Origin of the sequence: Telluria beijingensis, from assembly GCF_030770395.1 — a bacterium.
GTDB classification, from domain to species: Bacteria; Pseudomonadota; Gammaproteobacteria; order Burkholderiales; family Burkholderiaceae_D; genus Telluria; species Telluria beijingensis.
On sequence record NZ_CP132480.1, the window covers coordinates 1788820 to 1804681 of the forward strand.

Below are 15862 nucleotides of genomic sequence, written 5' to 3' on the forward strand. Positions count from 1 at the left end.
GTCAAAAAAATCTTTGAAGAGAACCACGTGAAAATCATCTGTGTGACCGGCGCTCCCGGTTCCGACGTCGACAAGGTCGCCGACATCTTCTTCGCGGCAGGCGTGGCGCCCGCCCTGCCCCTGCGCCAGGATGCCTCGTTCACCCTGGCCGGCTGGCACGACAAAGTGATCGCCACCGCCGGCAAGGCAGGACCGGTGCAGCAGCCGGGCCGCTTCTGGGAACAGTTCGCGACCAATCTGTTCATGGAAAACATGCAGCAGCCGCAATGGGCCTGGACCGACCCGCGCAGCGTGTGGCTGCTGGATTTCTGGCAGCAGTTCGAGCCCAACCTGCATTTCGTGCTGGTCTACACCTCGCCCCAGCGCGCGCTGGCCGAAGCGCTGGCCGCCGCGCAAGAGCATGGCGCCGACACGGCGACCATGATGGCGGCCTGGGCGGCCCACCAGCAGGAAATCCTGCGTTTCCACCACCGCAACCCGGCGCGCACGATCCTCGTGGATGCGGCGGAATGCATCGCCGCCCCGGCCGCGCTGCTCGATGCCTGCGCGGCGCGCTGGAACCTGGATCTGGCGCCGGCCGAGGCGGCACTCACGGCATCGGACACGGCCGCGCCACTGGTCGGCTACCTGGCCGAGCAGCTGCGCCAGACCCAGCCCGAGCTGCAGGCGCTGCAGCAGGAACTGGAAGCGTCGCTGCACGCGCTGCTGCCGGAACCGGTCGCCGGCGCCGCGGCGCCCGAGCTGTTCGCGGCGGTGGAAGATTATCGCGGGCTGCGCACGGTGGCAGCGCAGGCGGAGGCGGCGCTGCGCAATGCCGCAGCGCAGGTCGAGGTGATGAACGAACAGGTGGCGCTGCACGAGAAATCGATCGCGGCGCTGACGGCGGCGCTCGACGCCGCCCAGGCGGACAAGTCGGCGCAGATCGAGAAAGCCGAAGCGTTGGCCACGTTGGCGGCGACCCGCCAGGAACTCGATACGGCGCGCCAGGGCATCAAGCGCCTGGAAGACGAGCAGCGGGTCCAGAACAACCGGCGGCGCGAAGACGAACAGCGAGCGCAAGCGGCCCAAGCGGCGGACAGCGCGGCCCGGGAGGCGCAACAGGAAAACGAACTGCTGCTGGTGCAACTGCATCAGGTGCAGGAAGAACTCGAGCACTACTTCCTGGAACACAAGAGCGCGATCAAGCAGATCGAGGAAGCCGGCCTGCGCTGGCAGCGCATGCTGGAGCGTAATCCGGATTATTGCGATTATCGCGCGCTGGAATTGCTGGACGCCGACCAGGCCGGCCAGCGGACCAGCTGGCGTTTCAGCGACCTGAACGCCGGCGGCCGCGCCTATCCCGAACTGCGCTTCGATATCGTGACCGACAGCGGTAAGGCTGAGTTCGCCTTTGCGCGCGACGGCAAGGCGCCCGCCGCGCCGCAAGCCCTGGACGCCCTGAGCAGCGCCGAGTGGCTGCTGCTGCCGACGCTGTCCCGCGTGCTCGGTGAGGCCTTGCAGGCCCCGGCCGGCAGCCTGGCCCAGCTGGACCAGGGGCGGCGCGCGGCGCTGGGCGCCGCACTGGCAAGCCAGGCGCAGGCGATCGCCGCCGCGCCGGCCGCGCTCCGCTTCGACCGCGTCAGCCTGAAGCGCGAGCAGGTGAACCCGGACTACGAACACCTGTGGCTGCAGCTCGGCAACCTGAGCCTGGGTGTGAAGCGCTGGGGCAATGTCGACTTCCGCGTGTCGTGCGCCAACGTCCGTCCCGGCCAGTTTGGCGCCCACCCCAAGCTCGAGTTCCCGAGCGACAGCGGCGCCGCCCTGCTGGAGAGCTGGTTCGCGGAATCGTTCGACGATTTCGGCGACAAGCTCGAGCTGCGCTTCGCGCTGCCCGAGGCGATGGACATGAGTGTGTGGGAAAAACTGAACCAGGCCGACCGCGCGCTGCTGAGGGCCCTGGTCGCCAGGCTGCCGCTGATGCTGGCGCGCCTGGACGATGGCCAGGCCAGACTGTCGCGCCCCCTCGCCGACTGGCAACAGCTGGCCGGCGCCGTGCAGTCGATCGTGACCGCGCGCACCGCCGTGGCCGCGCCGGCCCCGCTGCCGGCCGCCGCGCCACTCGGCTCGCCTGCCCTGCCGCAGGCCGGCGAAGCGAGCAACGCAAGTCACGCAAACAACGCACATAACGCGAGCATGATCCAGAAAGGGTTCATCTGATGAATCACGCCGCCAACCTGGATACCGCGACCATCGTCGCCAGCCTGCGCCAGATCATGCCGCCCACGGCCTTGATCGACGTCGGCATCGGCCGGGGAACCGGCGCCATGCATCGGTGGCGCGGCTGGGACGTGCCGGCCGCCTGGCTGGTGGATGCCGAGTCCGCGCAGCTTGCCTGGACCGAGCCACTGGCCGCCACGCATCCGGGATGGCGGGTCCATGTGGCCACGCTGGCCGAAGCGGACGGCCAGGCGCCTTGCTACCGCGCTTCGAACCCCGCCGAAAGCGGCTTGGTCGAGCCGGGCAAGCTGGCCGCCCTGTGGCCCAATCTGCGCGAAGAAGAACGCGCCGAGCGACCGGTGACGCGCCTGGATACGCTGCTAGCCGGCGACGGCGACCTGCCGGACGGCGCGGACTGGTGGCTGCTGGTCGACTGCCTGCCGGCCCAACGCGTGCTGCAGGGAGCAACCGACACGCTGGAACGCTGCAGCGTGCTATGGCTGCGGACCTTGCTGCGGCCGTTGCCGAACCACGAAGCAGGGTCCACGCTGGAGGAATTACGGGGCTTCCTGGCGCCGCTGGGCTTTCGCTGCGTGCAGGTTAGCGAAGACAATCACCCGGCGCTGGGCGATGCGCTGTTCGTACGCGACTGGGCGCGGCAGCTGCAGCCGGTCATCGCCGAACTGCGTGAACGCACTGCGCAGGCGGCGCGACAGAACGAGGACCTGCATCAGCGGCTGGCGGCGCAGGAAGCGGCGGCGCAGGCCAATGCCGGGCAACGCGATGCGCAAGCCACGCTGGCAAGCGAGACGCAGGCGAAACTCGACGCGGTGGTGAAAGAGAACACCGGGCTGGCGGCCAGGCTGGCAGCCGCGGAAACGGTGAAGCTGGAGCTGGCCGGGCATGCGGACACATTGCAGAAAAAGCTGGACCAGCTGACGGCGGAGCGCGATGCGCAGGCGAAGCTGGCCGGCGAACGCGCGGCTGAATTGTCCCGACTCGCCGAAGAGCGCGACAAATTGGGCAAGCAGCAGGCGACGACGGTTGGCGAACTCGAACGGCTTGGCAACGACAACAAGAAAATGGCGGGCGAGCTCGACAACGTGGGTAACGAGCACAAGAAGGCGGTTGCCGAGCTTGGCAAACTCAAGGACGAGCATCAAAAGTCGGTAGCCGAGTTCGACAAGCTCAGCGCCGAGCATAAGAAGGCAGTGAGCGAACTCGAGAAGATCGGCAACGAGCGCAAGAAGACGGTTGGCGAACTCGAGAAGATAACCAGCGAGCACAAGAAAGCGCTGGCCGAACTCGACAAGCTGGGCAAGGACCACGACAAGTCGAGCAAGGACCATCAGGCCGTCAAGTCCGACCTCCAGGCCAGGGACGCCACGATCGCCAGCCTCAACGAGCGCATCGGCGAACAGGATCAGCGCGAACGACAACTGGTCGAAGAAATCGTCCGCGCCGAGGCGCAGATCGAACTGATCAAGGATTTGCTGCTGCGCGAGGGCGGCCTGTGACGACATGGGCGCCGTAAACGTCGGCGAAGGGCTGGATGTGCTGAATTCGCGGCCGCTGCACAGCTTCTGGTTCAAGCGCTTCCAGGTGTTTGGCCCGTCCGGCGACAACTACCTGTTCCGCGACGTACTCATGCCGCCGGCGAGGGGCGTGGCGCGCAGCCGCTTCGCCGGACTGGCGGGGCGCGCGCTGGAAGTGGCGATGTTCCAAGCCGGCTTCGCGTACGCGCGCTTGCCGCTGCCCAGCGGCCCGGTGCGCGACAAGCCGCGCGACCGGGCCGATACGCTGTTCTGGCAATACCCTTGCGTGACCGAGGGCGCCGCCTGGGAGCAACACGCCGGCCTGGACGAGCCCACGCTGCTGGACGGCGAACTCCACGTCTACCTGGGCTTGCCATGGGCGACGTGGATCGACTTCGCGCGCAAGGCCGCATGGCCGGCAGGCGGCGGCGCCGCAGCCATGGCGCAGCAGTTGCAGATGACCGGGGTGCGCCTGTCGGGCCTGCGCGGCGCGCTGGGCGAGCTCGGCATCGGCCTGCGCGTGCACACTGTCTGCCAGCACATCTACTGGCGCGACATGGAAGCGGCATGGCGCCGGCTCGGCGTGACGGATGCCTGGCTGTCGCACTGCCCGCCTCCTTCGGCGAAAGCCGACACGGATATTGCGCTTCATCCGTGGGCGCTATTCGCCGTCAATGCACGCGATGCGCAGCGCCGTGCCGGCATCGTCGAAAACGGCGATCCAGCAACCAAGACGGTGCTCGCATCGTTCACCGGCGCCCACGCCGGCCACTACCTGAGCGACACCCGGTTACGCCTGCGCGCGCTCGACAAGGAAGACGGCTTCGTGGTGCGCGTGACCGATCGCTGGCATTTTGAGCAAGTGGTGTATGGAGAACAGATCGGCGGCGAGGGGGCATCCCAGGAAAATGGCGATGCAACGGCGTCGTACAATGCCCTGCTGTCGGATTCGGTCTTTTCGCTCTGCCCTGCCGGCGCAGGCGCCAATACCCTGCGCCTGTGGGAGTCGCTGGCCGTTGGTGCGGTACCGGTGCTGTGCGGCCCGCAACCCATGCTGCCCGTGGGCGGCAGCCTGCCGGCGATCGACTGGGATCGCATCGTGGTGCGCGTGCCGGATGAGCAGATCGCGGCGCTGCCGTCGATGCTCAGGGCGATGCCGATATCGGAAGTGCGCGAACGCCAACAGCGCGGATTGCGCGCGTATGCGCAGGTCATCGCGCAGCGATGCTTTTGAACGATGGAGAACCCCGAAGTGATCGACTTTCCGCTGGTCTCCGTGGTGATGCCTTCGATGAATCAACCCGAATTCATCGATGAGGCGATCATCAGCGTGCTGAGCCAGGATTATCCAAATATCGAGTTGATCGTGGCGGATGGCGGTTCACGCCAGGAGACGCTCGATATCCTGGCGCGGCGTCAGCAGCAGGATCGGCGTTTGCGCTATTTTTCGCGGCCGGACCGCGGTCCCGCACATGCACTGAACGATGCGATGACCTTGGTACGCGGCACCGTCATCGGATGGCTCAATTCCGACGACTTGTACGCGCCGGGCGCCATCAACCGCGCGCTGGCGGTGATGGCCGAACAGCCGCGCCTGCTGATGGTGTACGGCCAGGGACAGCACGTCGACGAGCATGCCAAGCCGATCGGCATCTACCCTACCCTGCCGCCTTCGACGCCAGTCTCCAGGTTCAGCGAAGGATGCTTCATCTGCCAGCCCACGATGTTCTTCCACCGCTCCGCGCGAATCCTGCTGGGGGCGCTGGATGAAAAGCTGAAGGCCGCGTTCGACTTCGAATACTGGCTGCGCGCATTCTGCGCCTTTCCCGACCGAATTGGCTTCGTCGACGCGGTGCAGGCGATGTCGCGGCTGCACGGTGGTTGCATCACCATGCGCTTGAGGCGGACTGTTGCGCTCGAGGGCATGCAGGTGCTAGCGCGACATCTCGGATCGGCGCCCAAGGAATGGCTGCTGACCTATGCCGACGAGCTGCTGGCGCAGGATCCACGAGCAAGCGGTGTCGAGGACATCGGGGCGCACTTGCGGGAAGCAGGCGCAATCGCCGCCGCCTGGATTACGCCGTACGAACTCACTGAACTGGAGGCCGCGCTGGCGCGGCGGTTACATGGTAAGTAAAAAAATACTCATGGACGCGTACCGCATGCGGTCGCTCCGCGGGCCCGAACATGAACAAATGAACCCGCCCTACTCAGCCAGCGGCGCCGACAGGTCCTCATCACATCGTCGGAAAGCCGCATCATGCAATCGAGTCCACGGATGAACGTCGATCCAATGCGTATCGCCTGGCTATTGCGCGCCGACCTGCGAAGGGGCAGCCCTGCCGATGGCCCGGTCTCGGACTGGTTCAAGATGTGGTGGTTGATCCATGGCAGCCGCGAGTATCCGGCCTGGGCCGATCAGGCCGTGCTGCGCGAAGCAGGGCTGTTCCAGCCAGAGCCGGACCGCCCAGCTTATGATGGTTTCGGGATGACCTCGGCATTGCGTTTCCTGCTCGATACGCGCGAGGACTTGTCGAGTACATTTGACGTGAACACGGATGAGGGACTGAAGCATGCCGTTGCATGGCTCTTCGTTCATGGCGTACGCGAACATCGGCTGGCATCGGCAATAGATCGGTGTACGCTCGACGCCCTGGATGCGCCCCCTTCGTTTCTAGTCGACGGCGTGCCCTCGGCGGACGCAAAAACACCCGGGCTCACATGGTTGATGTTCTTCGTATGGCGCACAAGCGCTGATCTGCAAACGCACTTCGACCTGGCTCAGGCAAAGGACAGGCAGGCGTATCTGATCTGGTTCCTGTTCAACGGCGTACCGCAACTAAAACTGGCACCGCTGGTTGCGGCGCGCTGGCATGCATGGTTGCACGAGCCAGTACTGGAGACCCCAGGCAAAGCGGCCGTGCCCCGTGCAGCCTACATGTTGTGGCAGCAACACGAACAATTGCAGCGCGCGTTCGATCTGCAGACCCACCGTGGCATTGCAGGACTCGCCATGTGGTCAAGAGAAGTCTGGCGCGACCAGGCCGAGTTGTCCTGGATCGGCCAGCCTTCCATGCCTCTCGAACAGCCAGTCGCTGCGGCAAGCCAACGACCTTTCGGCGTCAACCTGATTGGCTTCGCGTTTGGTGAGCTTGGTATTGGCGAAGATGTACGCATGGCGGCCGAAGCTTGCGAAGCAGCCGGTATCCCGTTCGCAGTGGTGAACATCAAGCCAGGCGATGCCCTGCGACAGGCGGACCAGGCGCTTGCGGCGCACGTTGCCAAGGGCGAGCAGCAGGCCGATGAGGCGCCATACGCTTTTAACCTGTTTTGCCTGACTGCCTTCGACACCGCGCGTGTGTATCTGGAACGTGGCCGCAAGCTGTTTGAGGGGCGATACAACATAGGCTGGTGGCCGTGGGAGTTACCCGTATGGCCGAGCGACTGGATGTTCGTGTTCGACCTGGTCGACGAGGTGTGGGCAGCGACCAATTATACGTACCAGATGTACGACAAAGCAGCGTCAGCCGCAAAATCGTCGGCCAAGGTGGTGCTGATGTCGATGCCGGCGAGCGTGGCTCGGGTAAAACCGATGACGCGCGAGGAGTTGGCTCTTCCGCCCAGCAAATTCTTGTTTCTGTATGTGTTCGACTTCAACTCCTACCTAGCGCGCAAGAATCCATTTGCTGCTGTGAAGGCGTTTCGTAAAGCATTTAATATCACGGATGATAATGTTGGGCTTGTCCTCAAGACCATGAACAGCAATCCTCGTAACCCGCTTTGGCTGAACTTCCTTCGCGAGTGCGCGAAAGACCCACGGATTATTGTGCTTGACAAAACGATGGAGCGTGGCGAAGTGCTTGGGTTGATCAAGTCTTGCGATGCTTATGTTTCCTTGCATCGGGCAGAGGGACTTGGCCGAACTTTGGCTGAGGCGATGCTTTTCGGCAAAGCTGTTATTGCAACGGACTTTTCCGGAAGTACCGATTTTCTGACAAAGCAGAGCGGATTCCCTGTCAGATGGAAAAGGCTTCCGGTCAAAGAGGGCGAATATGCGTTTGTCGGCCCCTCAGATCATCCATGGTGGGCAGATGCGTCAATCGTTGATGCAGCCCATAGATTGCGCCAAGCGCGGTTTTTAAGAAACGATATTGACTTTGCACCGCACGCGGAGGATTTTTTCTCGCCCACCAGGATCGGAGCACTCATGGAACACAGACTATTGGAAGCACGTGCAGGTAAATTTGGAAAGTAGCACAGCGATGCAGAGCTGAATAGCTTATCATAGACAAGCAGGCTACGCAAAAAAGCGTAACTTTCAACAATTCTCTTTTTCGCAATACTCACGTTTCGAATATTAATATTGATGAGTTCGCTAGACGAAGCGCCAAAAATTTACGCAAGTCAATTTATTAGACCGACGACAAATAACTTTTCCACAAAGAAGTCGCTGGAGCTATGAAATAAATTTCCTCCCGAATTTAACGTGAATTTTTTAACCGGAAAATGACTGGCCCGCAAGATAAATATCAAAGATTCTTCCAATACGTGGACGACTATCTACACTTCCTTTTCTCAACTCGACATCTGGGGTTCCTGAGATTTGCCTCACAGCGACTGATTTTCCTGAAAAATGACTATTAAACCATCGATAGTTGAATCGTTCATAGTAACAGTACTCGTCATACGTGGAAATAATAGTTTCCATCTCCGCTGAATCAAACCGTAATCCGAGCTTCCCAGAGCGCGGACCACTTAAGAATGAAATTCCGCAAACTGAATAACCATCAGGAATAAGTATTTCTATTTCGTTTCCTTCATCAATGGACGCTGCAGTCAGTTCAATCCCACCACGCTTGTACCAGTATTGAGAAGCATTGGTTACTTGGCTAATGACGCTCAGCGAACTTATTGTCGTGCGAGGCAACGGAGTTTTTTTATTACGAGCTCCACTGGTGACCACTTCGCCGATAAATCTAGCGGCTTCTCTCCCCTGGAAATCGGCACCAGCTTCAGTTGTGTGAACATAATCCTTCAAAAACGGAGCAAGCGCTTCTCGACCTCTTTCTGCCAAAAGTTTATTGCCAAGATCAAGCAGGGGAATCTGAAAACGAGCGCTTAATGACTCAAGTAACATATCAAAATAATGATACTCGTAGTCAAAATCTTTTCGATATAGATTGATTAACGACACCTCCGCCCCTGTGGTTTGAATCTTTCGAAACAAATCATAAGCCACGTCCAACACATCGCGCTCCACGGAGTGGAGAGTATATTTTGAGTGCGCTGAGGTTGAGATTTCGAGAAAAACGTGACTAAATGGGCCATGTTGTTTATCAACATGTTCGAACAACACAGACAGCGGTTGCGGAGTAATTCCGCCAACCCCACAAATATATAAGTCAATTTCTGGGTGCGAAACTAATAAAAGTTTTTTGGCTACATGAGCATAGCCAAGGCGGTCCTCTGTGACCGAAAAACCTAGAAGAAGAACCTTCGTGTTTGAAATACACTTTTCAATCATAGAAACCAGCGTAGAGAAACCTAAATAGTTCTTATATAAGACAATCAGAAGTCGGGACCGTGATGTTGCTTCTTACCGCCAAACACGCGCGTATCACACTCGATTGCCCCAATTCTTCTCTCGGTGCTTAATCAAAAGCACGATAGATCCAGCTATGAATTGACTCTCATTGCTAGGCCGATAAGATCGAATACTTCGACTACTAAGCCATCAAGCGATGCAATTCTTTGACCACTTCATCCACAACCCTTTTTCGCTCCTGAACGTAAAGCTGCGCATCTGAAAACAGGCCTGCTAGATCTTGCTGTGTCTTCTTATAGTTTTCGATGAAATTTGCATCAGGCTTGAACGAATGAATGTTCGCAATACACTCGTCTGCAGAGAAGCCATATAGATTCAGAAATCCGCCATGAGGTAATAAACGTGACACAGCATTTCCCTTGGAAGAAAAATATATAGGTATTCCCAGGACTGCGAAGGCATCGAAAATCTTCTCAGTTATATAGAATTCCTGATGAGTATTTTCCATGGCAGAAACTATATACGCCTTTCTGTCCAGTGCGACCAATTTATCCAGATGCCAATCCGGTAAAGCCTGGCGTTTGGTAGCGATGCCCCAGCCCTGACCAACTCGGTGTACACCATCTCCAATTGCCCTCTCTGCGACCTCAGATCTCAACCCTGAAAGTCGAACCACATCGTTATCGAAATACTTAATGTCGAAATCTTTTTTAGCACGTCTCTCCGAATAAAACGCAATCCGAATTATTGCGTCTTTCCAGTACGCTTCGATCTCATCCCGAGAATAATTCTTATTTCGCAAGAAATAATATCGATAACGAGCAAAAAATTCGTCAGAAGTTGTAATAAAATAAGGGAAATTATTAAATTTATATATCGAAGTCGTGCAGTGATTCAAGAAGGTATATGCTATGGTTGATTGTCCGATTGAGACATTGCAAGTCTTCGCTAAAAAATCTCCGCTCCACATGGTATCCCAAAGCGGCTCTTCCGATAACACAACAAATTTTATACCTGGTTTCTTATTCCGAAGCTGAAGGAGCGCTTCAGCATTTTCCCTGATATCAATCACAAAACCAAATAGAATAATATCCGCTTCTTCAGCACTAGTGGCGTAGATAATTTCTCGAGAAAATAAAGCGCGATATTCTGGATATGACACCGGTGTACGATGTGCATGACGTCCCATCAGAAATATTTTAAGCACTTTGCACCTCACTTGAATCCACGACAATATTTCGTTCTTTAAGAAGAGAATTTAGCTGCTTCCAATATTTCTCGTCACATACACGGGCGGCCGAATACAGGGCACGGCGATAATCTGGATTTGACTTGTAGAAAGTGGAAAAACCATTTCTATCAGAAATAATTCGCGTGATACTACCGAGGACAAAGATATTGCAAGTTGCAGGATCTATCATTGATGAATTTATTGCCTCACTCAAATCCCTCAAAATCGCATATGATCTAGGCGCAGTTTTACTTGGGATAATTTCACCAGTGATTGCAACAAATAGTTTTAGTACGTCGTAGACAAAGAAATCTGGACCGTATATCGCCCACAATTGACGCATTGCATTTCTTTTCCGAGAAATTAAGTCTGGATCTCTACGCATTTCCGCGAGTCGCTCAGGCAGCGCCCTTATCTCATCTAAGGTCTCACCGCAGAAAACAACCGCCTCGTTCCAAAGAGCCATATTCCCTGGCGGCAAATAAGTGTCCGCTAAAATTACTGGAATAGCGCCACAGCCTAATGATTCCCACAATCGAATTGAGTTTGGCCCGGACCCCGAAGGGCATAATGAAAACAGGCTGTCTCTCAGGATATCTTGAAACTCAGCAGATGCAGAGCTGTTGACCATCTCGCCCGCATATAACACCTGATTGTTGACTTGATGTTTATAGACCACATCATTGTAGTGCCATTGATCGCGACCGATAACTAATCCCCGTTCATCCGCAGCCAGATGATCGATAATCAGCTCGCGACAATCAGTTAAATACCATTTATTTGATCGAGCACCAACAAACGAGAACAAATACTTCTCTTCTTTTTTAGAGGACCTAACTTCCTCTTTTACCATCTGGACAGGAAACAGTGGGAAAGGATGGACTTTGATCGCTGAGTGTTTTGGAAGGCGATTTTGTTCTTTTATCGCATGCGTCCAAAAAATATTTGTAACTCCAAGCTCCTGAAAAAGATCTTGGAAGTTAAGCATTAACATGTGCTGGCATACCGTCACAACATGTTTCGCGCTGCTCAACAGTGCCTTTGCCTCAAGCAATACTGATTTAAGACGTTCACCATCCGGTTTTTTATTATTGAGTAGATCGATGAGCGTCGCCCAAGGAAACGCGAAATATACCGCGCCTGGCGTGCTTACTAGCAACTTCTCCGCCTGGATATAGGCATGCTTTTCCGTAATGGCCGGAAATTGCCATTCTTTGTCGTACGCAACAATGATGTCTGTGCAGACAAATTTTGATGACATTACTTGCTGCTTATTATTATCAATACTGCTGCTATCGATGACGGGACTGATTTTACTCACTGACTTTTCCGTATCGGCAAGCCTTCCTTGCCAATACCGATAGTGGTTCGATATTTGCTTTTCTTGTATTTTCAATTGCTTTATAGCGTAATCAGGAGCCAGCCACTTGGCTGTTAGTTTCTCAGGGGCTAGTGCGTTGAAACGTCCTAAGCGCATGAGCATTGGTGCAATCGCGTCAATCTCTGTCTCATATTTATCGCGACCGATCTGACTTAATTGACCTGGACGAATCGAAAAATATGCCAACGGAAACGCATATTGGTAAATATCTTCGATCTCAGCGAATTTTCTCCATAGGTTCCAATCGCCGGCATATTTAAAAGTACAAAATTGCTTCGGAATATCTACCGCAGCCCACAATCTACCTCGAAAAAACGTTCCTTCTTGCTGCAAGAATCCCCAGTGCTTGCCATCAGACAAACCTTGTTTGATAATTTCACGAGTGAGGTAACGGTCCGCCTCCGCAATTTGTATCTCAGGAGTGCGGACGGCCGCACGTCCCGTGACCCATGCAATTTGATTTTTCTTTTTCGAAATGTAACTAATAACAGCAAAAGCCCCAGGCGCCAGCACATCGTCTGAGTTAATCCAGGTCATCCACTCATTATCAGGAATAGCAAATCGCGAGAATCCCTTTCTGATAGCGTCGTACATGCCGTTATCCTGTTCAGAAACATAGGAAAAACGCACATTGTTACACAACAGCGGAAGCGCTCCCGAGTTCAAGCGCTTTGACCACTTTTCAAGCAGGTCGACCGTACCATCGGTTGAGCCACCATCTTGAACATGGTAATGAACACTAAAATCTCCAGCTTGAAGAACGACACTTGCGATCGTTTCATCGATCGTAGCTCGGGAATTATACGCTGGCGTTACAATATATATTTCAGCCACAAGAATACCTTGAAAAATTAAACACGCCGACCCTAACCGAAGGCAAATCGACGAGAAAACTAATTTGTTTTTTCATACCAATCATCCCACTGGGCCTCCGTGCACTTATATCCGTGGGACTCAAAAAGCTTTCTTATATCTTTCCGTCGTTCCGTAAAATTATGCTCAATGGTCCATAGTCGCACATTCCATGCATCGAAATCAAACGTGCGGAGAATTTCAAATTCACTACCTTCAGTATCGACACTAATATAGTCGATGTCTTTCGGCGCATTGTACTTCTTGAGGAAATCGCCAAGCGATATCGACACAAATGTCGTTGTGTCGCCGTTCTTACGATATGCATCTCTTTTTTCCCTGTGCATATCGTCGTTCGCAAACTCGACACTTCCTCCAAATGCGCCAGCCAGGATGAACTCTACTATGGTGCCAGTGTTCCCTCCGATGTAATCGTCGGAAACTGTACATGCCCGGTTCATCTTCAATTGCGTAAAAAACTCTTGATTCGGTTCCGCGCAAATGCCTTTCCAGGAAAATTCTTTTTCGAGCATCCAAGTGTTGCTCAGCAGTACCCCGTCCGTGGCGCCAAATTCAACGAAGAAGCCTCCTCGCTTATGGCCACATTTTTCCAAAACCCAGATATCCTGCCCTAGTTGGGACATTGAAGTACTGTCTAACGATTCGGACGACGTCAGGTCAGCGCTGTATTTTTTCAACCTTGCGGAATGATGATCAAGCTGTTTGCGCCGCTGTGCAATGGACAATTCGTGATGCACAAGGGACAGTTCTGTCCGAAAGATTTTCAATTGCGTGGAATTAACCCGGGAGGACTGCAGGGCCTTCAATTCACCGTCCATCAATTCCACGGAATGAGGGATCTGTCCTAAACGCGCAGTTTCGAGTACATAGCGCGCTTTTGCGTAATGACGGTAATCACTTCCCAATTGCACTACAAAAAGCGCTTCTTCAAAATGCTGTCCAGAACGCTCTTGATGACCTGCGAGAAGTCCCGCGCGCCCTAGCGAATGGTGGACGCCGGAAATTAGAACTCGACTAATCAGGTCTTTTTGGCAACCCCATTCTCGCGCAGCACTCAGGAATCGCTTCGCTTCGCTTGCTCTTCCCTCCTGTATTAATCCCGCCGCCGCCAGCAGAGCAAGTTTTGCTCTATCGGGATGCGTCTCGATCGACTCAATGGACAACTTCACCAGTTGCTGCCATTCGCCCATCTGAAACTGCTGGCCACTCTGCTTTAGCAAATTTCCATCGACAGGCAAAACTTTGCTTTGTTGCTCCCTCATACCACCTTCACCATAGCTGGAGGTTGATCTGTCAATACACCCAGCAACGACCGGCACTGAAGGAGACGAACCAGACCGCCGCCCTAGAAAACGGGATAAGTAAGTGCTACACCGCCGAAGATAGCTCAACATTTTCTACCCATTTGTCGTTTTTTCGCGTTCAGACACACGGTTCCGCGGCATCAACTGCCGGGATTTGCAAAACGCGGCCCGACTCAAAGTAAGGCTGTGATTGTGAGTCCCCAAAGCTACTGACAAAGCGTTGCCAGCAAGGCACAAAATAGAGACGATATCATTTCTTCATAGGTGTTGCAATGGCAGATGATGCCAGTATTTACCCATGAATTAGTTGCATTTGATCTATGAAGATGCCATACTCGGAACTATCGACTTCTTTTGCGAATTGGTTCACCCACCGTATTTTGATTGCGAAAAAGGAATTAATTTTTTACGTTGTTGCCGATCGTCGGTTTTCTGTTGGCGGAATTGCTTTTCGTTAAATATCGTGAAGCTCATGACACCATATGTCGCGAGTCACTAATTTATGCGGCATGCATCGACTATCGTTCCAAGATATCCCTATATAGTCTAGATTTCCCTGCATCAGAGCGCCCTCGCGGATACTCGCATCCGATGAGAATACTTCAAGAAATAGCTGGACGAAGTAATAGCGTAGGTACAATAAGCCACGTACTTGTCTCTTTCAATGCCCTTGAGTAAAAGGCGATAATGTCGTCTTCTCACCTGAATAAATAGAAAAGAATCTCATGGATAAACGTATTTATGTTGCTGGCCACCGGGGCCTGGTTGGGTCTGCAATCGTTCGGACGTTGCAGCAGATGGGTCATTCGAACATCGTCACCCGTACCCATGCCGAACTTGACTTGAAGGACCAGGCGCAGGTGCGGGATTTCTTCAAAGACGAAAATATTGATGAAGTCTATATGGCCGCAGCAAAGGTCGGCGGCATCCACGCCAATAACGTGTACCCAGCAGAATTCATCTATGACAATATGATGGTTCAGAGCAACGTCGTCCATGAAGCATGGCGTAACGGCGTGCAAAAACTCTTGTTCCTGGGTTCCTCATGCATCTATCCGCGCATGGCACCACAGCCCATCAAGGAAGAGTACCTGATGGCTGGCATGCTCGAGCCGACCAATGAACCGTATGCGATGGCCAAGATCGCGGGCATCAAGCTGTGCGAAAGCTACAATCGCCAGTACGGTACTGATTACCGTAGCGTGATGCCGACCAACTTGTACGGCCCAGGCGATAACTATCACCCGGAGAACAGTCACGTCATCCCGGCGCTGCTTCGTCGCTTCCACCTTGCAAAGATCAATGGTGACGAGGAAGTCGTCATCTGGGGGAGCGGTACGCCGATGCGCGAATTTATGTTTGTCAACGATATGGCCGCTGCAAGCGTGCACGTCATGCAGTTGTCCAAAGATGTGTATGACCAGCAGACTACCCCGATGCAAACCCATATCAACGTGGGTACGGGCGTCGACACCACCATCGGCGATCTGGCGCGTCTGATCGGCAAAGTGGTCGGCTTCAGCGGACGCATCTCGTTCGACACCAGCAAGCCAGACGGCACGCCTCGTAAATTGTTGGACGTTTCCAAGCTAAAGGCGCTGGGTTGGTCCGCGCAAATGTCGTTGGAACAGGGGCTTGAAGTGACGTATGCCGACTACGCAAAAGAGCTGGCTGCTGCTGCCTGACATTAGCTAAGCACACACGTGCCTGCGGTTGAGAAATCGGGTCCCTCGCTCTCAAGCAATTTGCTTGATCAAGCTGTGACCGGACCATGTTCTTTCGGCAGTCAGCACCCGG

10 protein-coding genes are annotated in these 15862 nt (G+C 55.0%); 6 read left to right on the forward strand and 4 right to left on the reverse strand.

Annotated elements, in window-relative coordinates; all coding sequences use genetic code 11:
• Positions 1-27: 27 nt before the first annotated feature.
• The 5 genes from Q9246_RS07990 to Q9246_RS08010 all read left to right on the forward strand — a co-directional run bounded on the left by Q9246_RS07990 (position 28) and on the right by Q9246_RS08010 (position 7986).
• Positions 28-2196, forward strand: coding sequence for a hypothetical protein (locus Q9246_RS07990; RefSeq protein ID WP_306396779.1), 2169 nt, complete (start codon positions 28-30; stop codon positions 2194-2196).
• Positions 2196-3713 (forward strand): hypothetical protein, encoded by a 1518-nt coding sequence (locus Q9246_RS07995; protein WP_306396780.1) that lies wholly within the window; start codon positions 2196-2198, stop codon positions 3711-3713. Before Q9246_RS07990 ends, Q9246_RS07995 begins: the two co-directional genes overlap by 1 nt.
• 4 nt (positions 3714-3717) lie before the next feature.
• Positions 3718-4965, forward strand: a complete 1248-nt coding sequence (locus Q9246_RS08000) for an exostosin domain-containing protein (protein WP_306396781.1) — start codon at positions 3718-3720, stop codon at positions 4963-4965.
• Between the two features lie 18 nt (positions 4966-4983).
• A complete protein-coding gene (locus Q9246_RS08005; protein ID WP_306396783.1) occupies positions 4984-5868 on the forward strand; it encodes a glycosyltransferase in 885 nt (294 codons plus the stop codon).
• A gap of 141 nt (positions 5869-6009) precedes the next feature.
• Positions 6010-7986 (forward strand): glycosyltransferase, encoded by a 1977-nt coding sequence (locus Q9246_RS08010; protein WP_306396785.1) that lies wholly within the window; start codon positions 6010-6012, stop codon positions 7984-7986.
• Between the two features lie 240 nt (positions 7987-8226).
• Here Q9246_RS08010 and Q9246_RS08015 read toward each other — a convergent pair whose 3' ends face one another.
• The 4 genes from Q9246_RS08015 to Q9246_RS08030 form a co-directional block, all read right to left on the reverse strand.
• Complete coding sequence (locus tag Q9246_RS08015; protein ID WP_306396787.1) at positions 8227-9255, reverse strand: hypothetical protein; 1029 nt, start codon at positions 9253-9255, stop codon at positions 8227-8229.
• 202 nt (positions 9256-9457) lie between these two features.
• Entirely contained in the window at positions 9458-10465 is a 1008-nt protein-coding gene (locus Q9246_RS08020) for a glycosyltransferase family 10 domain-containing protein (RefSeq protein ID WP_306396789.1), read from the reverse strand.
• 10 nt (positions 10466-10475) lie between these two features.
• The gene (locus Q9246_RS08025) at positions 10476-12722 is read right to left on the reverse strand and encodes an exostosin domain-containing protein (protein ID WP_306396792.1); all 2247 of its coding nucleotides are present in this window, start codon (positions 12720-12722) and stop codon (positions 10476-10478) included.
• Positions 12723-12781: 59 nt separating this feature from the next.
• On the reverse strand, positions 12782-14023 hold the full coding sequence (locus Q9246_RS08030) for an FkbM family methyltransferase (RefSeq protein ID WP_306396794.1): 1242 nt from the start codon (positions 14021-14023) through the stop codon (positions 12782-12784).
• A 767-nt stretch (positions 14024-14790) separates the two neighbouring features.
• On the opposite strand from Q9246_RS08030, the gene fcl reads away from it, so the two are divergent.
• Complete coding sequence (fcl, locus tag Q9246_RS08035; RefSeq protein WP_306396796.1) at positions 14791-15750, forward strand: GDP-L-fucose synthase; 960 nt, start codon at positions 14791-14793, stop codon at positions 15748-15750.
• Positions 15751-15862: the final 112 nt, after the last annotated feature.